This is a genomic window from Sphingobacterium allocomposti, from assembly GCF_008124885.1.
Lineage (GTDB): Bacteria > Bacteroidota > Bacteroidia > Sphingobacteriales > Sphingobacteriaceae > Sphingobacterium > Sphingobacterium allocomposti.
In genome coordinates, this window is the sequence record NZ_VNHX01000001.1 from 170268 (window position 1) to 189392 (window position 19125).

At 48.3% G+C, this 19125-nt stretch carries 18 protein-coding genes and 3 tRNA genes; 4 read left to right on the top strand and 17 right to left on the bottom strand.

Annotated elements, in window-relative coordinates; genetic code table 11:
- Positions 1-4: 4 nt before the first annotated feature.
- Positions 5-1243 carry a DUF2264 domain-containing protein gene (locus tag BC792_RS00495; protein WP_211357433.1) on the top strand — a complete coding sequence of 413 codons (1239 nt, stop codon included), beginning with the start codon at positions 5-7 and terminating at the stop codon, positions 1241-1243.
- Positions 1244-1254: 11 nt separating this feature from the next.
- A complete protein-coding gene (locus BC792_RS00500; protein WP_211357434.1) occupies positions 1255-2586 on the top strand; it encodes a BNR repeat-containing protein in 1332 nt (443 codons plus the stop codon).
- Positions 2587-2905: 319 nt separating this feature from the next.
- Here the strand turns inward: BC792_RS00500 and BC792_RS00505 are convergent, their stop codons facing one another.
- The 10 genes from BC792_RS00505 to panC all read right to left on the bottom strand — a co-directional run bounded on the left by BC792_RS00505 (position 2906) and on the right by panC (position 13071).
- Positions 2906-3496: a DUF4136 domain-containing protein gene (locus tag BC792_RS00505; protein ID WP_148907024.1), complete on the bottom strand. Its 591-nt coding sequence runs from the start codon at positions 3494-3496 to the stop codon at positions 2906-2908.
- A gap of 122 nt (positions 3497-3618) precedes the next feature.
- Positions 3619-5247, bottom strand: coding sequence for an NAD+ synthase (locus tag BC792_RS00510; protein ID WP_148907025.1), 1629 nt, complete (start codon positions 5245-5247; stop codon positions 3619-3621).
- Positions 5248-5262: 15 nt separating this feature from the next.
- Positions 5263-5997: a porin family protein gene (locus BC792_RS00515; protein WP_148907026.1), complete on the bottom strand. Its 735-nt coding sequence runs from the start codon at positions 5995-5997 to the stop codon at positions 5263-5265.
- Positions 5998-6208: 211 nt separating this feature from the next.
- Positions 6209-6895, bottom strand: a complete 687-nt coding sequence (locus BC792_RS00520) for an FKBP-type peptidyl-prolyl cis-trans isomerase (protein ID WP_148907027.1) — start codon at positions 6893-6895, stop codon at positions 6209-6211.
- Positions 6896-7098: 203 nt separating this feature from the next.
- Positions 7099-7716: an FKBP-type peptidyl-prolyl cis-trans isomerase gene (locus BC792_RS00525; RefSeq protein WP_148907028.1), complete on the bottom strand. Its 618-nt coding sequence runs from the start codon at positions 7714-7716 to the stop codon at positions 7099-7101.
- 221 nt (positions 7717-7937) lie between these two features.
- On the bottom strand, positions 7938-8414 hold the full coding sequence (locus BC792_RS00530) for a thioredoxin family protein (RefSeq protein ID WP_148907029.1): 477 nt from the start codon (positions 8412-8414) through the stop codon (positions 7938-7940).
- 188 nt (positions 8415-8602) lie between these two features.
- On the bottom strand, positions 8603-10954 hold the full coding sequence (locus BC792_RS00535; RefSeq protein ID WP_246154727.1) for a TonB-dependent receptor: 2352 nt from the start codon (positions 10952-10954) through the stop codon (positions 8603-8605).
- 282 nt (positions 10955-11236) lie between these two features.
- On the bottom strand, positions 11237-11602 hold the full coding sequence (locus BC792_RS00540) for a hypothetical protein (protein ID WP_246154729.1): 366 nt from the start codon (positions 11600-11602) through the stop codon (positions 11237-11239).
- 85 nt (positions 11603-11687) lie between these two features.
- The gene (gene panD, locus BC792_RS00545; protein ID WP_148907030.1) at positions 11688-12038 is read right to left on the bottom strand and encodes an aspartate 1-decarboxylase; all 351 of its coding nucleotides are present in this window, start codon (positions 12036-12038) and stop codon (positions 11688-11690) included.
- Positions 12039-12225: 187 nt separating this feature from the next.
- Positions 12226-13071 (bottom strand): pantoate--beta-alanine ligase, encoded by an 846-nt coding sequence (panC, locus tag BC792_RS00550; protein WP_148907031.1) that lies wholly within the window; start codon positions 13069-13071, stop codon positions 12226-12228.
- A gap of 143 nt (positions 13072-13214) precedes the next feature.
- Between panC and BC792_RS00555 the strand changes: the two genes are divergently transcribed.
- Together BC792_RS00555 and BC792_RS18450 are read left to right on the top strand one after the other, a co-directional pair.
- Positions 13215-14042, top strand: a complete 828-nt coding sequence (locus BC792_RS00555; protein WP_148907032.1) for a glycogen/starch synthase — start codon at positions 13215-13217, stop codon at positions 14040-14042.
- A gap of 1130 nt (positions 14043-15172) precedes the next feature.
- Positions 15173-15427 (top strand): hypothetical protein, encoded by a 255-nt coding sequence (locus tag BC792_RS18450; protein WP_211357435.1) that lies wholly within the window; start codon positions 15173-15175, stop codon positions 15425-15427.
- A gap of 194 nt (positions 15428-15621) precedes the next feature.
- Here the strand turns inward: BC792_RS18450 and BC792_RS00565 are convergent.
- The 7 genes from BC792_RS00565 to BC792_RS00595 all read right to left on the bottom strand — a co-directional run bounded on the left by BC792_RS00565 (position 15622) and on the right by BC792_RS00595 (position 18906).
- Positions 15622-15695 (bottom strand) — tRNA-Asp (locus BC792_RS00565).
- Positions 15696-15731: 36 nt separating this feature from the next.
- A tRNA-Asp gene (locus BC792_RS00570) sits at positions 15732-15805 on the bottom strand.
- A 61-nt stretch (positions 15806-15866) separates the two neighbouring features.
- A tRNA-Asp gene (locus BC792_RS00575) sits at positions 15867-15940 on the bottom strand.
- Positions 15941-16012: 72 nt separating this feature from the next.
- A complete protein-coding gene (gene prfA, locus BC792_RS00580) occupies positions 16013-17086 on the bottom strand; it encodes a peptide chain release factor 1 (protein WP_148907033.1) in 1074 nt (357 codons plus the stop codon).
- Positions 17087-17158: 72 nt separating this feature from the next.
- The gene (locus tag BC792_RS00585; RefSeq protein ID WP_148907034.1) at positions 17159-17488 is read right to left on the bottom strand and encodes a DMT family transporter; all 330 of its coding nucleotides are present in this window, start codon (positions 17486-17488) and stop codon (positions 17159-17161) included.
- 126 nt (positions 17489-17614) lie between these two features.
- Positions 17615-18175 (bottom strand): Crp/Fnr family transcriptional regulator, encoded by a 561-nt coding sequence (locus tag BC792_RS00590; RefSeq protein WP_170249923.1) that lies wholly within the window; start codon positions 18173-18175, stop codon positions 17615-17617.
- Positions 18163-18906, bottom strand: coding sequence for a UDP-2,3-diacylglucosamine diphosphatase (locus BC792_RS00595; protein ID WP_148907036.1), 744 nt, complete (start codon positions 18904-18906; stop codon positions 18163-18165). Before BC792_RS00595 ends, BC792_RS00590 begins: the two co-directional genes overlap by 13 nt.
- Positions 18907-19125 lie beyond the last annotated feature (219 nt).

The window sequence follows — 19125 nt, forward strand, 5'->3', positions numbered from 1 at the left end:
ACAGATGAAAAGGATGATAAAATATTTTGTGTTATTGATAGCGCTTGCAGCTGGACACCCAGTGCTATCACAGCCGGCCTCCTTCCGGAAAGATGTTTCGGAGAGGCGTCTCTGGCTGGTTGAGATGGAACGGATGGCCACGCCGGTGCTACGGAGTCTGGCGCATGATAGCTTGCGTATCACGATGCCGCAGGTTACCTCCGAACAGGTGGACAACCGTGAACACCGGATAGCCGTGCAATATGTAGAGGTGTTGGGCCGCGTACTTTGTGGCATCGCTCCGTGGCTGGCGCTCGAAGAAGGAGACGCAGAAGAGCGGGCGCTTCGCCGGCGCTTGCGCGAATGGACGGTCCACGGACTGAAAAACGCTCTGGATACCAACGCCCGCGACTTTATGCGTTTCGATATCGGAGGACAGCAGCTCGTCGATGCATCATTTATTGCATTGGGTGTGGTGCGCTGTCCTTGGTTGTGGGAGCAGCTAGACGCAGGGACGCGGCGACGGCTCATAGAAGCCATTAAAACAACGCGACGCTTCCGTCCGGTTTATTCCAACTGGTTGTTGTTTTCCGCGATGAATGAAGCTTTCTTGGCCAAATTCAGCGACGATTGGGACGTGATGCGTGTAGATTATGCCTTGCGTCAGCTCGAGCTCTGGTACGTCGGCGACGGCATGTATAAAGATGGACCACATTTCGCTTACGATTATTACAACAGCTTTGTTATTCACCCTTTTTTGGCGGCGATTATGGACGTCATAGGCGAGAAGACCAAGATATACGATGACATGTTTGCAAAGATCAGAAAAAGGAACGAGCGATACGCCATTATTCTGGAACGTCTGATCCATACGGACGGCTCTTTTCCGCCTTCCGGACGTTCCGTTATTTATCGTGCGGCGGCCTTCCATCATCTGGCCGACATGGCATGGAAAAAGCGCCTGCCGGAACAGCTTCCTCCAGGACAGGTGAGAGCGGCGCTAACGGCCGTGTTGCAAAAGGTACTCCGTGCGCCTGGTACCTATCGCGAGGGGTGGCTGACAATAGGCTTGCATGGCGACCAGCCTGGATTAGGCGACTTTTATAACAATCAGGGAAGCCCTTATCTAACATCCGTAATATTCTTGCCGCTCGGACTTCCTCCGGGCGATGCCTTCTGGAGCGACGCGGCGCAGCCCTGGACGGCACAGCGTGTCTGGAGCGGCCAGGATGCTAAAAAAGACTATAGCATGTCCTTGCACTAAATCGAATCCCTATGGAAATGATCAGGAAAGCACCGAATCGTATGCTGCAGATTGTATGTAGTTTTTTCTTTTTTTTACCCCTTTTGGCACAGCGTCCGGTGGCTCCCGTTGTACGGGACATTGGACTGGGCTGGGCGAAGAACACGGTGAACACCGCCGTATTCCGTAAGAATGCGTTGGTAAGCAACGATTCGCTTCAGTTTGCAGCCTATTATGATCCTGACGGCTACGTCGTATTGGCTAGACGAAAACTGGATCGGGACGATTGGCAGATCGCCAGAACACACTACAAAGGAAATGCAAAAGACGCACATAATGTTATCAGCATCATGCTCGACGGCGCAGGTTTTCTGCATGTAGCCTGGGATCATCACAATAGCAGGCTACGGTACGCCAAAGGGCTGGCGCCGGGAAGCTTGGTCCTCGGGGAGGAGGAGATGATGGTCGGCACAGAGGAGGGAAGCGTAACCTATCCCGAGTTTTTCCGCATGCCGGACGGGGATATACTGTTTTTCTACCGTGATGGTGGGTCAGGAGCGGGAAATCTGGTGATCAACCGCTACGACGTAGAAGCAGGACGCTGGCGGCGCCTGCATTCCAATCTGATCGACGGAGAAAGGCAGCGGAATGCATACTGGCAGGCCTGCGTAGACCAGCACGGTACCATACATGTGTCCTGGGTATGGCGGGAGACTCCGGACGTTGCCAGCAACCACGACATGGCCTACGCCTGCTCCAAAGACGGGGGTACGACCTGGCAGCGAAGTAATGGTGAAATATATGCGTTACCAATTACAGCTGCGACAGCCGAGTATGCGGCGTATGTGCCCGAAAAAAGCGAATTGATTAATCAGACGGCGATGGCAGCGGACGAGGCCGGAAATCCCTATATCGCTACTTACTGGCGCGATCCCGGTGTCGCTGTGCCACAGTATAAAATCATTTACCATACGGGGAAGACGTGGCAACAGCGCTCTCTGGATTTTCGGAAATCGCCATTTTCTTTAAGTGGTGGCGGTACGAAGGAGATACCTATATCGCGGCCCCAGCTGCTGGTTAAAGGAAAAGGAAGACGCGCGGCGGCTCTTCTTGTCTTTAGGGATGAAGAGCGACAACGCGTCGTCACGGTCGCCCACCTGAAACGTATGCGCACTAAGCCGGTGCTACTGGACATCTACCCGCAGACACTGGGATCCTGGGAGCCGACGTTCGATAGCGAACAGTGGCGGACACGGCGTATGCTGTCGCTTTTCATCCAGCCAACCGGACAACAGGATGGAGAGGGACTCCTGGATGCGGCGCCGACGATGGTACGGGTGTTGGAATGGAAACCTAATCTTTAAGCGTGAAGTGAGTGGCTAATAGCTAATGGCAGATGGCAGATGGCTATAAGCCGTAAACTCGTTGATTTGTGAAGTCGTGAAGTGAGTGGCTGATGGCAGATAGCTAATGGCAGATGGCTATAGGCCGTAAAGTCGTTGATTTGTGAAGTCGTGAAGTGTGGCTAATAGCCGATGGCAGATAGCAAATGGCTATAGGCCGCAGAGTCGTTGATTTGTGAAGTCGCGAGGAGGTACGACAAAGCGATCTAATCTGCTAACTATTCTAACTTCTCATTTCTAACTTCTCACTACTCAAATCTCACTTCTAAAATCTAATTTCTCACTTTACTTTGCGCAACGGATATTGTTTGAAAATCCCAGCAACCACCTCCGGAAGTTTGTTGATCGATTTTTCCGGTGCTTTGATTTCCGATGATCCCCGGGCCTGCCATACGACGGTATTGGTACGCCGATCCACGGCCTCTATAATCAGGTGTGCGTAACGGAACTTCTCGCTGCCGACAGGGTAGCTAGTAGCGCCGAAACCCCACATGCCCATTCCCCACATTCCCCATGGTCGGTACCATCCCCAGGGACCCCAGCCGCCCCAACCGTACATCGGCGAAGCGTAAACCAAACGGCTCTTGTTGTTGACGATGCTTACGTACCGAAACAGGACATCCGGGTTATCTTTGGTATACTGAAGGCCCAAAGACTCAAGTTCCTTATTAGCGGCGTTCAATATATTGCTTTTTGCAATATCATTGTTGAAGTAATTTTTGGACAAGGAGTCCACCGGCGGCAACCAGCCGTAAGTGCGGTATTGACCAAAATCTAGGCTCTGTACTTTTGTGGTGTTATATTGGACAGAAGCACAGGAAGCTAGAAACGCAATCAGCCCAAGCGCGAAGATATATCCTAACTTTTTCATCTTTATAATTTTTCTTAGTCGGCGATAAGCTTGCATAAACCGTATCCTTTTGTTTTATAAATAATTTATGCAGGTATCAATTTGTATTATATTAGACTCCGCAAAGCCCCCATGGTTTAATTCTAAAATGGATATTTTGCGACCAGAGGCATTGCTCTTCCCGAACCAAAAGCCTTTTGGCTTACACGGAGGATCGGAGGAGCTTGGTAACGCTTAAATTCCGCCCCTACAAGCAATTTGTGGATGCGCTGCACGAGCGCTTCATCGAATCCGGCCTTGACGACTTCACTCGCTGACTTTTCGAGCTCAATCAGCTGGAACAGCACGCTATCCAGCAGATCGTAAGGAGGGAGCGAATCCGAATCTTTCTGTCCCGGCCGGAGCTCCGCCGACGGCGGTTTTACAAGCGTATTTATGGGGATGATTTCCCGTTCCCGGTTTATGTGGTTTGCTAGTGCATAAGCCTGGGTTTTATAAACGTCGCCAATGACGCTTAATGAACCAGCCATGTCGCCATAGAGGGTGCCATACCCGACGGCAGCCTCGCTCTTGTTCGACGTGTTGAGCAAGATGCGCCCAAACTTATTGGATAAAGCCATCAAGATTGTTCCCCGGATGCGCGCCTGAATATTTTCCTCGGTCACGTCAGGCTGTCGACCCGCGAAGGCGTCGGACAACGTAGTTTCAAATGCGGAAGCGACATCTTTTATGGGGATAATATGATGGGCACAGCCGGTATTGTTTACGAGGTCCAGCGCATCTTTGAGCGAATGGTCGCTGGAATAAACGGAGGGCATAAGAACAGCCAGCACATTCTCCGCGCCCAGCGCTTCGCACGCCAGCGCCGCCACCAGTGCGGAATCCAAACCTCCTGACAAGCCGAGGACCGCTTTTTTAAAGCCCGATTTGTTAAAGTAGTCCCGCAAGCCCAGTACAAGTGCCTCATGGATTAATCCAATCTCCGACGGGGGCTCGGCGTTTGCTGCTGCGCCTTTGCCGGAAGTATCCACGATGCGGTAGTCTTCTTCGAACCGCCCCAGTTCCGCTAAGAGGTCTCCATTGCGGTCAAGAGCGAGCGAGCGCCCATCAAAAATGATATCGGTATGCGCACCTATGTGGTTAACATATACCAGCGGACATCCTGCCTTAATAACGTTGCGCTTCAGTACGTTGATGCGGTTCTCAAAGTGTACATATGAAAAAGGAGAAGCAGCGATGTTGATGATAATAGCGGGGGCTTCTTTCCGAAGCTCTGCCATAAGATCGCCGACATAAGAGTTGGAGGCGTCATCATCCCACAGGTCTTCACATATTGTCAATGCCACTTTTTGTCCCTGAATTTCTATGCAGGATACGTAACGGTTCGGTTCGAAGTATCGGTACTCATCGAACACGTCGTAATCCGGAAGAAGGCTTTTCTTTACGATACGGGTGATGGCGCCCCCCTCGATCACCACTGCGGCGTTGTATAGGGCTTTGCCCTCGGGGTCTGTATTCTCAACGGGCGCCCCGATGATACAGGTTATTCCATGGCATGATCGGGCAATCTCGGCCAGACTGTCGTTACATCTTTCGATAAATCGCCGGTTTCGCAGAAGATCTTTGGCAGGGTATCCGCCCACCGCCAACTCAGCAAAAACGATCAAATCTGCCTTGTCAGCTTTAGCTTTTTCGATGTGGGCGATAATCTTTCGGTTATTTTCGGCGAAATTGCCAATATGGTAATTTAGTTGTGCTAGTGCGATTTTCATTTGTTTCAGTACGAATTAAAAAAGTAAACCGATGTTGAAGGAGAGATAAGACAGGCGAGGGCTACCAGCTGACATTGTGCGGGTGAAGCCGTTGTTATACGTGATGCCCGTTTGTGCAGAAAGGTTGCCCGCCAGTCGCCATTCTGCTCCCGTGCCGATTTGCAGTCCTAGCCGGAAAACATCATCGCCAGCGATTGGTGTATAATTTGGGTTGCCTTCATACCTTTCTTTTCCGGACACTTTCACGCCGGCAGTCAGACCAAACTGTCCATAAAACCGCCCTCTATAGCCTTGGTTCGTCTTAAGCTTGATCGTTAGCGGAACTTCCGCATATTGTAAACGATAAACTTTCTCCATGAGGATATCGTCCCCCGGGTAGGCCCCATACGCGCCACTATACAACGTGTTAATGAATAGGCCCGTGGAAAAGAAATAATTACGTGCAAATCCCAGGTCTGCCAGCAGCCCGTAGGAATAGCCTATTTTAGCACTGGGGTGGTAAGTATCGCGGTCTTCATAGGACAGCCAGCCAATGTTTGGGTTAAATGTCAATCCTAAAGACATATTCTTATCTCCATAATAATATTGTGCATTTGCAGGAAGAACAGACAAGCCAAACAAAAAGACGAAAATAAATTTAAAAAAGCCTATCCGGGCCGGAGTGAAAGAGAAATGTTGGGATGCCCCTTTTTGCGGAATAATAGAACGGAAATTTTCAAAAAAGAAGGGCTGTTCGAGCAGTTTCTCCATTATAAATAGGGGTTTGTTGCACCGGTAAAATTACTAATTCCTTTTATGTGAGCCTAAAAAACTTTCAAGATGTAGACCGGTTTTTGTGATTGGTATTGTTGTTATATCACGTGGGGTTCGATGAATTGTTTAATACAAAGAGCGTGTCTAATCTTTTTAAACACGCTCTTTGTATGTTTTGGGTTTTATGTATGTTTCTTGTTATTCAGTATTACTGGATGTTCATTACTTCAAACTCATAAATCACGGGAGCATTTGCTGGAAGATAATCCGCGTTTTTTTGGCCTGTATAAGGATTTACAGACCAATATGATGGTGCTATGATGCGGATTTTGCTACCTTTCTTTAAACCTTTTTCGGTGAGGCCCGCAAGAAGAAGTAGATTGGCGTTCTCCCCGTTATGCTTTACTGTATAGGGAGAAAATCCGATGAACCACGCCACCGTTAAGTGCGTGTTTGTATTGCTGAAATTATAATCGCTGCCTGTCGCATCCTGCTTTAAAGGTGTCTGACTTGTTAAGGAGTATACGGCATACTTTAGCTTTACCGTAGTCGGAGGAACTATTTGGTGTTGATTATATCCGACGTTCTGCACTTTATATTCATACGCCTTATCGTCTTCCTCCGTCGGTTCTGCAAGGATTTCAGACCATATACCTCTTTCAATTTTTTTTCCTAATCGCGGTAAAGACATCGTGACCGTATCTTTTACCCAGTTTCCTTCCGCTGAAGCTAGGTAGTCGTTAATCTTTAGCTTTTCGGCCGAGAACAAGGAGTCCAAGGCTCTTTCCTGTTTTAAGGCTTCTGCTTCGTAATCCGTATCGTCACTTTTCATACAGGAGGTAAGTGCGATTGCAGCAACAATAACCGCAAATAATGGTTTAAATAGAGTTTTCATCTTTTTTCTTATTTTTTTAATGGTTGATAAGAGAGCTCTCCCGATAACCTGGGATCGATTTCATAAAATTTATAAGTCTTTTCAGTGGTTAGAACGCACATGCGAAAGCTAACGCTACAGTGAATTTACATTATCGTAACAAAGAACGTAAAAAACTTTCAAGATGTCTTCAGATTATCGAATCAAAAGCATACTCGGTTTCCTTATTTTATATCCACGACCTCTATTTCAAAGTACAGCGGCGAGTTGGCAGGGATCTTTTCTCTTGTAGCGGTATCATACGCCCATGGAGAAGGAGTGACGATCCTAAACTTCGCTCCTTTCTTAAACCCATTTGGAGTTAAGCCTCCTGTAGTGTGATTGTCGCCGTTAAACCGGAATGTCTTCGGCAGAAAAGCGAGCTGCCAAGCTTCGATAACACTGGCTAAGGACATTTCAACCGGCTTGTCGTCTTTTGACTCATCGAACACTGTTCCGTCCAATAATGTTCCCTTGTATTTGACCGAAATCCTTGGTGCCAGGATTCCGCCCCTAGCAGAGACTTGGTAGGTATACGAGTTGTTGTCTCCAGGCTCTAAAATCTGTAACCAAATTCCGGTGGAGTCGTGCAGCGTAGCTCCTTCCATATGTTGGTCGGCAAAAGCCTTCAAGGCCCCGGCCTGTTCAGCAATGATTTTCTTTTTCCGCTCCAGCTCAAGGGAGTCTTTAATACGCTGCTCTTCCAGCGCTCTTTCATAGTCAAAATCCTCGCTTTTTGAGCAACCTAAAAAGCAGGCAGATCCAATAGCAATAACAACAAATAATCTAGCTAGTTTCTTCATAAAAATGTTTGATACAGATATATCGGATGAAAACGGAAACCAATCCGTAGACGCTACAATATCAGAAAAATCTTTTAAGATTCCATGTTTGTTAGCAGAGAATATGATGCATGGATATGTTAGAGGGGGAGAAGCGTTCGGAAACTGCAATAGTGCCAGGGAAGCGGCCCCATCTCACGTGTCTTCCGGCAAGGTATGAATCACGATCAGCTGTGTTGTTGTCATTCTACGTCTCTCAGAGCTTTCAAAAGCTTCTGCGGACCGATATATTCAAAGTACCGTCGCTGTACCCTAAAGTCGGGCTGTAAAAGTAAGGTCGTCGGGAATGCGAAATCTCCGTTTCGGGCGGCCAGAATTTTGGCTATATCGTGGTACTTGCCCGTCTGTTTCCTTCCGTGTTCGTTTCTGAGGATCTGACCATCAAAATACACGGTATCTATGCTTTCAGCATCGAATTGAACGGCATAATAATCGTCATTCAGCTTTTCAGCAATTGCGGGATTCGTGAATACATCGGCTAGCATCTTTCTGCAGTATGCGCACCAGTCGGTGTGAAAAAAGAGTAATACAGGCTTGGGACGTACCGTTAACGAATCGGACAGCTGCTCAAAAGTGAGCCAGTGCACAGCACGCTTCTCCTGCGCAAAAGCGGCACTGCTGATAGCGGCAAACCAGAGTATAATAAGTGTTTTTTTCATCCGTTTAAACTATCTATTCGTGTTAAGTCTCCACTGTATAGATGAGCGCGCCTCAGCGCTTCTGTTGCAGCTTCAGACGGCGGGAGATTTCGGCCGGACGTCGTTCAGGAGTCCGGCCGGAAACTCACTAACGTATTTTCCAACGAGCTTGCGACAGTTCAGCACAGCCTGGATAGTAGGGCTCTTTCTTAATGAAAATGTCCAACTTTTATACCAAACGTAAATGTACGCGGTCTTGTCGGCCCGTAGACATAATCGGAATCGCGTAATGGGCCCCTGTCAAAATCCTTTTGGAACGCGTTGAACATATTTTGCACGCCGCCAAATAGTTCGGCATTAAAGTTCTTTTTTATGGAAAATGTATAGCCCAGACGGACATTAAGCTCCATAAAGTCGTTAGCATTTTTAACAAGCATGCGCCCGTCCGGTTGATAGTGTGGTACCAACATGCTTCCCGTGTACACGCCTGTAAGGTCGACGGCGAGCTGCTTGGTTGCCTTGATGTTCGTGTTTAAATAACCGTACGTATTCGGCGTGCGCATGTAGCGGGTCGTGACAATATCATCTGCTGGATCTTCGCCTTCGAAAATAACCTGTTCCTCGCTATATCTGGAACGCTGTATGGTACCTCCAGCCTGTATGCTCAACATGTTCGACGGAGCGACGCTTAGCTCTATGTTACTTCCGTACACGCGCGACCGGCTGCCGTTGCGCATTTCCTGCAAAATGATATCCGCTTCTTCCGACGTCATTACCGTCGTGAAGGGGTTCTGCAGGTCGGTATAAAATCCTTCCACCAGCAAGCTGGCCTGTGTCCGTCCGAAGTTACGCGTATAGTTGAAAGACCCGGTATAGGCGTTCGAATATTCGGTTTTTAGGCCCTCGCCCATAAGCACGAAAACCTGCTGTCCGCCGATGGACGTGACATGCATGTCTTCGTTGAACGCCTGCGGGGCGCGGAAGCCGCGGGCGTAGCCGCCACGGAATTGCAGTTCATTGGTAATATCGTAGAGGATGGTAAGCCGCGGGCTTAGCGTGCCGAAATTCTGGTCAGATGTACGGCTTCGGCCGAGCAGGCGATAGGTGCCGTCTACGTAGGTGTAGTCGTACCGTGCCCCCACAAGGGCTTTCAGCTGATCTACGACTTTCCATTCGTATTGTGCATATGTGCCGATGGCGTGTGTACGCTGGTCTATACTTCGCCGGTAGGCGGGGATATTGTCTTCCGTGCGGTTCATATTGTATTCCACGCCGGCGGTGAACACATCACGCTCAAAATTATACGTATACTGCCCCCCTGCAACCATGGCCAGGTCGTCGGTCTGTCCATATGAGTTGGCTGCAATGATACTATCCTGGTATGTGCGCTCCCCACCCAGTCCGCCGTAATAGCTGTCACGCTTACTCTTCTGCGCAGAGGCATATACCGAAAACTTCTGTTTCCAGTCTTTTGAATACCGATCATAGGTAATGCCTCCGATGAGCGAGTTGGTCTGCAGCTGTTCGGTGATGTCCGTGAAGTGCGGGGCCAGGTCGAGACGGTCGCCGCCTCTTCTGAATTCGTTCAGGATACTGAGGTCGGCGGTGATCTTTTCGTATTCCGAGGGTTTAAAAAAGGCCTTTGTGCCGAAGGTGGTGTTTCGCAATCTGGTAATCTCCGAAAAGCCATCCCCGTTGGCATCCCAAGGCTGCCGGTCACGATGCATCCCATAAAAGGTCACGCCGTTCATCAGGTCGTCTTCAACGAAGGAAGTGTTAAAGTCAATGGTGTTATCCCAAGAGGTTCCGGCAATGAGCGAGTTTGTCAATTTAATCTGCCAGTCATTTTCTACCGGATCTTTAGTGATGATATTGATCGTTCCGGCAATGGCGTTCGCACCAAAAAGGGCAGATCCGCCGCTGCGTACCACCTCTATGCGGTCGATCATGCTTGTTGGGATCTGGTCCAGTCCGTAGACGCTGTTCAATGCGCTGAATACAGGTCGGCTATTAATCAGGATCTGTGAGTAGGCGCCTTCCAGCCCGTTCAGTCTTACCTGAGAAAAACCACAGTTCTGACAGTTGTTTTCTACGCGTACGCCCGGCTGGTAAGCCAACGTTTCAGACATCGCGACAGACTGGGTCGCATTAAACAGCTTGGGGCCGAGTACATTTACAACTACCGGAGCTTCCCGCCGGTCTAGCCCGTACCGGGTGGCGCTGACTACTACCTCATGGAGGTTTAGGTTATCTTCCAGTAGGCGGATATGGATGGGCTGTATCTGTTGTTCCGAAGTTAAGGTTGTCTTTTGCGTCTGATAGCCGACTGCGCGGACGACCAGCGTCGATCTGTTAGCAGGTACGGCTGTCAGGATAAACACGCCCTGTTCATTGGTCGAAGCGCCGGCATTGGTGCCTTCAACCAGTACGGAAGCCTGAGCGATCGGCTCGCCGGCGGCGTCCGTTACCTTTCCTTTCCATGTGGATTGTGCAGATGCGGCTATTGGCGCCATATATAAGACGGCTAAGGTTAATAAAAAACCGTAGTACTTTTTTAACATATAATAATTTTTTAAGTGCTTAATGTGTTGATATTTCCTTTGGCGGCGGCAGGGAACAGAGTTTCCTGTTCATCGTCCTTCGAGCGGGCGCAGGCCGGAGACGTCGGTCGCTCCCTGTTTTTAACACTGTTTCCGGCCGGATCAGGAGGAATGCAACCATACAACCCTGCCTCACTGTTATGGAGGATAGTCGTTTTACAGCATAAAAAACAGCATTATGTTGTTAGGGAAGCGATAACACCGTCCGATAGTGTTATCTCAGGCAAGAAGTGACGTTGCCCATTAAGCTAGGCGAGGGGGGCCTCGCAGGTCGTAGTGTACGATACTGTTGTAGCGAATGCGCTCTATGAGTTCGGCATAATAGATCCGCAGATAGAGCGGGCTCAGGGCGATCTCATAAATGAGTGTGTCGCTTGCTACAAAGGCGCCGGCGAAAACAACATTCAGGTATTGAATTTCGGCGTCAGACTTGTGATGATCTGGTTTTCCCTTTTTTGTGAAATCGTACGGGTGAACGTGGGTGATAATTTCGCCCGTGGAGGTAACCTCCTTGTGCATAAAGACAACACCACTTACAATAATAACAACCATCCAGGCACTTAGCAGGTAAGCGATGATGGAGCGGTATGTGGCAGTCAGTTGATGCATAGTTTTTCGTAAACTCTCTTTTTCTTTTAATCAAAAAAGCACTGTAAATGCAACAGTGCCACAAACATAGAGAATACTCCTTAAATTATTGTATTAATTTATTATTATCATCCGGAAAGACCAGTGTGGGTCTGTGCGCTTTCGCTTCCTCAGGTGTCATACTAGCATAAGATATAATAATGACAATATCGCCGACCTGTACCAGACGGGCAGCAGCGCCGTTTAAGCAGATGGTTCCGGTCCCCCGCTCGCCGGGGATGACGTACGTCTCCAGACGGGCTCCATTATTGTTATTTACGATCTGCACCTTTTCGTTGGCTATGATGTTAGCCGCATCCATCAAGTCTTCATCGATCGTGATACTGCCGACATAATTTAGCTCAGCCTGTGTCACACGCGCCCGGTGAATCTTCGACTTCATTACTTCAATTAACATATTACAAAATTACCTATTTTTTTTTAATTGTAGAGCTTCGTTTCCTACGCGGTGCGCTGGCCGCCGTCGGCCCGTTGATGTTTGGTTCGCCTCGCAGCCCGTCCTGTAGTACCCGACCCCTTAGGTTTGCTTGCGCCTGGTTCTCGGTCAAGACGTCGGTATTGACAGTTTTTTTACAAAGCGATACTCAATCCAACAGCATGTTGTCGATCAGCCGGACGCCTTCTACCCACGCGACGAGCAACGCGACGTGCTGTTTATGCGGAAGTAGCAGGTCCACCTCCCGCAGTGTTCTACGCTCACAGATAGCTAAATACTCCACCTCGATGTCACCTTCCTGTGCCAAAATCTGTAACGCTCCGTCTTTTAAGGCATCTACTGTCTTGGCCGTCTTATAGTTTTTTATAAACGCAAGCGACCGATATAGTGCCAGCGCTTTGATTCTTCCGGCATCCGAAAGCCTAAGGTTGCGCGAACTCAATGCCAGGCCGTCCTGATTACGAACCGTGGGGCAGATGTGAATGCGCACCGGTAGCTCTTTGATGTCGACCAGCCGCTGAATAACCATTACCTGCTGAAAGTCTTTCTGGCCAAAACAAGCGACATCAGGTCTGACGAGCTGAAACAGTTTGTAAACGATCTGTGTCACCCCCTGAAAGTGGCCTGGCCGCTTTGCTCCTTCCCAAATTTGGTCCAGCTCCCCAAGGTCAATGTGCCAGGGCATATCATCACCAGGGTACATCTCGTCTACTTCGGGCAGGAAAACAACATCGCAGGCCACAGCTTCCAGAAGCTGCAGGTCGTTTTGTATCGGACGCGGATATCTTTCCAGATCTTTTGGGTCGTTAAACTGTGTAGGATTTACGAAAATACTACATACTGTTGCATCGGCGATCTGCTGAGCTTCCCGTATTAAAGAAAGATGCCCTTCGTGCAGCGCCCCCATTGTGGGTACCAATGCTATTTTTTTAGCTGCCTCGCGAAGCCCCTGTAGAAAGGACTGGAGCTCCTTTTGGGTTTTAAATATTTTCACCGTTCAACGTTAAATAAGCGGACAAAATTGCATAATTAATTTGGTATTATAAAGCTATGAAAACTAACAAATTGTAAAATTGACAAAAACTTCGTACCTTTGTATACCGATTTTACTGTTCGATAAATAAAAATTAATTGGAGATGGCAAAAACGAAAATATTGTTTGTAACCCATGAGATGTCGCCTTTCCTTGAAATAAGTAAAATTTCTGAAATAACACGCCAGTTACCTCAAGCTATGCAGGAGAAAGGATTTGAAATCCGTATTCTTATGCCACGTTTTGGTAACATCAATGAGCGCAGAAATCGTCTTCATGAAGTGATAAGGTTGTCGGGAATGAACATCGTGGTGGATAACAACGACAATCCGCTAATCATTAAAGTGGCTTCATTACCAGCCGCACGCATGCAAGTGTACTTTTTGGATAATGAAGAGTATTTCCAGCGGAAGAAAGTTTTTCGTGATGAAAAGGGAACGTTTTTCGACGACAATAACGAGCGGTCGTTATTCTTCTGTAAGGGTGCGCTAGAAACTGTCAAAAAGTTGGGCTGGTCGCCCGACGTGGTGCACTGCCATGGCTGGTTCTCAGCGATGGTGCCGGCTTATCTGAAGACAGCTTATAAGGATGATCCTACGTTTAAGGATGCTAAAGTGATGTATTCGCTATATGCAAATGAGGACTTCGATTCGCTGGGCGCGAAATACGCCGAGATGGCGTCGCAGGACGATATGAGTGCGGCTGAAGCATCTCCGTACGGAAGTGGTTCTTACGTCGACTTATATAAAGGGGCGCTATCCTTCACGGATATTGCCGTGTTCGCCGATCCTGATGTCCATCCGGAATTGAGGGCGTATGTCGAAGAAAATGGTATCCGTAGCTTTTCTCCTAACGGGGACGCGGATTATGAAGGTTTTGCGGACGTATTTGATGAGTTTTCCACGGTTGATGTGGAAACGGCCTCAGCTTAAGGGTTTGTTCTATGACAAAAAGAAGGCATTTCCAGCGGAAGTGCCTTCTTTTTTTGTCCATGCCTATTGTTCCATCAGGCAAACGATAGGAACCTAGGGGGGCGTGACTAACGGGAGCCTCGACGGCGTCAACGCAACGACGACCGGCCGGGGAAAAGCGAAAATATTACGCAACCGATTGATGTAAGGATTCCTGGAAGAAAACGGCGGGTGGAGCCGTGAGGGCCTATAAAGAAGTTTGTAATTGATAAGAAGGATTCTATTTTTGCTGTATCAAATGGCGTCATGACAAGAAAGTTCAGCTCACGATACCATATCGGCTGCTCTTCGTTTCACCGGGACAGCCAGTTACCCAAAGTCGTCCGGTGACCTCCCGCTTGCCCGGTTTTTCCTACAATCACAAGAAACACTATCGGGGGAAGAGTGGGAGTCTCCCCGGCGATCTGTCTTTAACCAAAAATGGGATCAAGCATAATTCTTGGGGGAAGATCAATTGGGGTCGATAATCGCGGGCATTCGGGGAGATGCTAATCCCGCATTACTGTGTAACAGCTATCCGATTCTGAAATATATTGAACTCTTATGGGGTTCTAACACGCAAGGCAAAATCAACCTAAAGTAATCGTATAGCGTTACCGGACAGATATCGTGGGTACGTTTTTTTTAATCCAAAACAGTTCATTGTTAATTGAAAAATATAGCAGTTTTTCCTCGCCGGAAAAGGAAAAGTGCTTTGCTGACGTTATTTGGACCAACGTGGATGACATTACGTTGGTGCTGCACGTCATTAAGTCGATTGTGGACGTAAGCTCGTCGACTGTGGACGTAAGCTCGTCGACCCTGGAGGTAAACACGTCGACCCTGGACGTTATGTCATCTAGTGCTCACGTAAGTACGTCAGCGTCCGGTGTAAAGCCATCCGCTGTTTACGACATAGCGTCCGCTCCGCATAAATTTACGTCAGCGCAGCTTTTTTTGGATTATTGTGCGTAGAATGCCTTTAAGCGGTCTTAAAACAATTTCTTACAAATTTCAGCTCCTGCCAACAAGCTGATCAACGGACAATCTATTTCCGGAAGCATCGCCCTTAATTCTAACTATTTATTCTTAACACGATCAGTGCCCATTTTTTGGAGCTTCTGTTCCAGCTGGACGGCAAACAGCTCCAAGATCAGTATAAGAATTACCTGAGCGACTTTCGTGACTGGGACAAGAAACCTCATGCGGAGTACTGGACTGTATTCCTTAACAATATCTCCCCGCAGCTCGGTATCAATGCATCCGCAGAGCCATTCAATGCAAAACTCAGCGCTTTTAGAGGTGTGTTTCGTGGTGTAAGAGATACCGCATGTTTCTTATATCGAGTGATGAAATGGTGTGCTTAAAAAACATTCCCCCAAAACTTTCGGTATAATCCCCAGACTATGAGGAAATGCAAGTTCTGGAGCAGGACAGTACACTGTTGTATGATCCAAAAATGCCCCCCTCTGGAGGAGCGGCGCATGCATGAGCCGACGTGCCGCTGGCAGTGGAACAAAAAAGCCTGCTCATTTCATCAATGAGCAGGCTTTTTTGCTAGCGGTCTGGACGGGACTCGAACCCGCGACCCCATGCGTGACAGGCATGTATTCTAACCAGCTGAACTACCAGACCAAAAATCTTTAAAAGAATATTTACAATAAATATGGGCGGTCTGGACGGGACTCGAACCCGCGACCCCATGCGTGACAGGCATGTATTCTAACCAGCTGAACTACCAGACCAAAAATCTTTTAAAAATGTATGTTTAAGAACGTTTTAGGAAGCCTAGCTTCTTTATTTTAGCGGTCTGGACGGGACTCGAACCCGCGACCCCATGCGTGACAGGCATGTATTCTAACCAGCTGAACTACCAGACCTAAACCCTTCCTGCGAGAAGGTGTGCAAATATAGTGTTTATTTCTAATTCCGCTAAACTTTTTTGAAAAAAACTAGTCTACAGCCCCTTCTTTCATCTTTTCTGCGTTCTCCGCAAACTGTAACGCATCTATAATTCCTTGGATATCACCGTCCATAATTGCCGGTAAATTATACATGGTTAGACCGATCCTGTGTTCAGTCACACGGCCCTGCGGATAGTTGTAGGTACGTACTTTGGCAGACCTGTCGCCGGTCGAGACCATGGTCTTCCTTTTGGCTGCGATGTCGCCATGTTTTTTCTGCACTTCGAGCTCATACAGCTTGTTCCGGAGCATTTCCATGGCCAATTCCCGATTGGCAAGCTGCGACCGCTCCACCTGGCACACAACAACAATACCCGTCGGTTTATGTGTCAGCTGAACCTTTGTTTCTACCTTATTTACGTTCTGCCCACCTGCACCGCCGGAGCGTGATGTCTGCATCTCGATGTCGCCGGGGTTGATCTCAACGTCAACGTCCTCCGCCTCAGGAAGCACGGCCACTGAAGCTGCCGACGTGTGCACCCGCCCCTGCGTCTCAGTGTCCGGTACGCGCTGCACGCGGTGTACGCCCGACTCATACTTGAGCTGCCCGTATACATCTTCTCCGATCACTTTTAGGATAACCTCCTTATATCCGCCGGACGTGCCTTCCGTCACATCCATCACCTCAGTTCGCCAGCCTTTGCTTTCAAAATAGCGCGTATACATACGGTACAAATCGCCGGCAAAAAGCGCAGCTTCGTCGCCGCCTGTGCCGCCGCGGATCTCTATAATTGCATTTTTAAGATCTTCCGGATCCTTTGGAATAAGCATCAGGCGGATCTCCTCTTCTTTTTCCTCCTTTTGCCCCAGCAGCAGATCCAACTCTTCCTTCGCCATTTCCCTTAACTCCTGATCTTTTTCGTTGGCGAGTATATCTTTGTTGGTCTCGATATTGCTCACCATATTTTTGTAAATATGATACTGCTCAACGATCTTGCTCAAGTCTTTATATTCTTTGTTCAACTTTGCAAATCGTTTCATATCGTTGATGGTTTCCGGCTTGCTTAATTCTGCCTCTACCTCTTCCCATCGTTCTTTTATAGCTTGTAATTTCTCTAGCATAGTATATTGCTCGTTAATAGCAGCATGATGTATTCCTGCTTTATTGCCACAAAAGTACGTAAATTTTTGGTATTAGTGTGTCGAAACCGCTTTCAGACCGACGATTGAAGCGATAAGTGTGAAGATGAAAAAGATCCGCCAGAAGTCAGCAGGCTCCTTAAATATAAATATCCCCACGAGTACGGTTCCTACTGCGCCGATGCCCGTCCATACAGCATAGGCCGTGCCAAGGGGAAGTTGCTGCGTCGCCCGCATAAGCAGGAGCATACTGAAGGTGAGACAGGCAACAAAACCGGCATACCACCAGTACATTTCCGCGCCCGTTGTACTTTTCGCTTTACCCAGGCAGGATGTAAAGCCAACTTCGAAAAGCCCTGCAACAATTAAAATAATCCAGTTCATGATCTACGTGTTTTAGCTGTCGTACGCTCTTGCCCTCGCGGTACCGCGGAACGGGGTGGAACGATGACAATTACAGCACAAAGATCGCCTTTCGCCGGACGAATCTTTTTTACAAATGCTAAAAAGTTAAATCTTCGACCGTATCCGGCTTAGTGTGACCTGTGAGATACCTAAATACGAAGCGATGAAGCCCAGCTTAATTGTGGCCACCATGCCGGGCGCCCGTGCCAGTAGCTCCTGGTAACTTTCGGTAGCCGTCTTGAAAAGTTTGGACATCAAGCGGGATTCAATCTTAAGGGTTTCCAATTCGGCAAGTTTACGTCCCCAGTTGGCGATGGCTATGGAGTTGGCAAACAGCGTTAGCAGTGCCCTCACCTCCACTTTGTATAGTACGCACCTTTCTAAGGTCTGTATTGTCTCATATCCTGCTTTGCCATGCACATAGCTATTTAGGGAAAGCAGTGCATCGCCGGGGAAGGCAAAGTCAAGGATAACCTCTTTTTCCACTTTATGGTAAAATATACGGCAGGAGCCTGATCCAATGAAATAAACGAAATTCGCTACTTTTTCGGCTTCGATAATGTATTCATTTTTATCGACTGTAACTTCCTGGAACAAGCCGGCCAGCTTGTCCCGATCGTCGGGGGGGAGGGCCGTGATGCGGTTAATGATACTTATAACGTCCATTGCTTCAACGTAAGGTCTTTCCCATCCCATACGGCATAGGTACAATGATGTATCCATTCGCCGAGGTTGATAATACGGGCGTCGTTCTGCAGCCTAATGTCGTAGGGAAGGTGTCGATGTCCGAACACAAAATAGTCATAATGTGTTTCGGCCAGCTTTTCTTTTGCATATTGGATAAGCCACTCATTCGCTTCTCCCAGAAAACGTTCTTCCGCTCCATTGGACGCCCGGCTATGAGCCGACCATCGTTGGGCAACTCCAATGCCCAGGTTAGGATGTAAGCGAGCGAAAAGCCACTGGCATACACGGCTGCGGAAAAAGGCTTTCAAAAATTTGTATTTGGCATCTCCGGGACCCAGCCCATCACCATGGTGAATAAAAAAGCGTTTTCCCCCAAGGTTGAGCAGCAGTTCGTCGTCAACTATCCGTGCGCCCAGTTCCTCTTTAAAATAGCCGAACATCCACATGTCGTGGTTGCCTTTAAAGAGGGTGATTTTTACGCCGAGGTCAGCCAGCTCGGCCAACTTTCCTAAAAACCGGATATAGCCCTTCGGAACGACCGTGCGGTATTCGAACCAGAAGTCGAAGATGTCGCCAACAAGAAACAGTTCGGCAGCGTCCGACTTTATGTTATCCAGCCATGAAATAACGCGCCGTTCACGGTCCTGCGAGGTCGCTTTCGGCTGCACGCCAAGGTGGAAATCCGACGCAAAATAAATCTTGTCTCTCATGTTACGCATCAAAACTAGAGAAATAATCAGGGATATACAATAATAGGAGCCCGGCAAAAAGCTGTTTTAACAAAAAACGCCATTGTGGGACAGCTTAGTAACATGGTAACGACACGGTTTGTTTGGAAGTCGCCTTGTTGCGTAGGCGGTCGTTGTTAACCTGCGTTCGATTGCTAAAAGGCGGAGGTCATGGGCATCACGACTTTATACGATAAACGT

Bases quoted from the DNA above. Each gene is read 5' to 3' on its own strand.
- BC792_RS00535 (WP_246154727.1), bottom strand. From the start codon at position 10,954: ATGTTAAAAAAGTACTACGGTTTTTTATTAACCTTAGCCGTCTTATAT.
- BC792_RS00505 (WP_148907024.1), bottom strand. From the start codon at position 3,496: ATGAAAAAGTTAGGATATATCTTCGCGCTTGGGCTGATTGCGTTTCTA.
- BC792_RS00495 (WP_211357433.1), top strand. From the start codon at position 5: ATGAAAAGGATGATAAAATATTTTGTGTTATTGATAGCGCTTGCAGCT.
- prfA (WP_148907033.1), bottom strand. From the start codon at position 17,086: ATGCTAGAGAAATTACAAGCTATAAAAGAACGATGGGAAGAGGTAGAG.
- BC792_RS00595 (WP_148907036.1), bottom strand. From the start codon at position 18,906: ATGAGAGACAAGATTTATTTTGCGTCGGATTTCCACCTTGGCGTGCAG.
- BC792_RS00515 (WP_148907026.1), bottom strand. From the start codon at position 5,997: ATGGAGAAACTGCTCGAACAGCCCTTCTTTTTTGAAAATTTCCGTTCT.
- panD (WP_148907030.1), bottom strand. From the start codon at position 12,038: ATGTTAATTGAAGTAATGAAGTCGAAGATTCACCGGGCGCGTGTGACA.
- BC792_RS00520 (WP_148907027.1), bottom strand. From the start codon at position 6,895: ATGAAAACTCTATTTAAACCATTATTTGCGGTTATTGTTGCTGCAATC.
- BC792_RS00525 (WP_148907028.1), bottom strand. From the start codon at position 7,716: ATGAAGAAACTAGCTAGATTATTTGTTGTTATTGCTATTGGATCTGCC.
- BC792_RS00510 (WP_148907025.1), bottom strand. From the start codon at position 5,247: ATGAAAATCGCACTAGCACAACTAAATTACCATATTGGCAATTTCGCC.
- BC792_RS00540 (WP_246154729.1), bottom strand. From the start codon at position 11,602: ATGCATCAACTGACTGCCACATACCGCTCCATCATCGCTTACCTGCTA.
- BC792_RS00590 (WP_170249923.1), bottom strand. From the start codon at position 18,175: ATGGACGTTATAAGTATCATTAACCGCATCACGGCCCTCCCCCCCGAC.
- BC792_RS00555 (WP_148907032.1), top strand. From the start codon at position 13,215: ATGGCAAAAACGAAAATATTGTTTGTAACCCATGAGATGTCGCCTTTC.
- BC792_RS00585 (WP_148907034.1), bottom strand. From the start codon at position 17,488: ATGAACTGGATTATTTTAATTGTTGCAGGGCTTTTCGAAGTTGGCTTT.
- BC792_RS00530 (WP_148907029.1), bottom strand. From the start codon at position 8,414: ATGAAAAAAACACTTATTATACTCTGGTTTGCCGCTATCAGCAGTGCC.
- BC792_RS00500 (WP_211357434.1), top strand. From the start codon at position 1,255: ATGGAAATGATCAGGAAAGCACCGAATCGTATGCTGCAGATTGTATGT.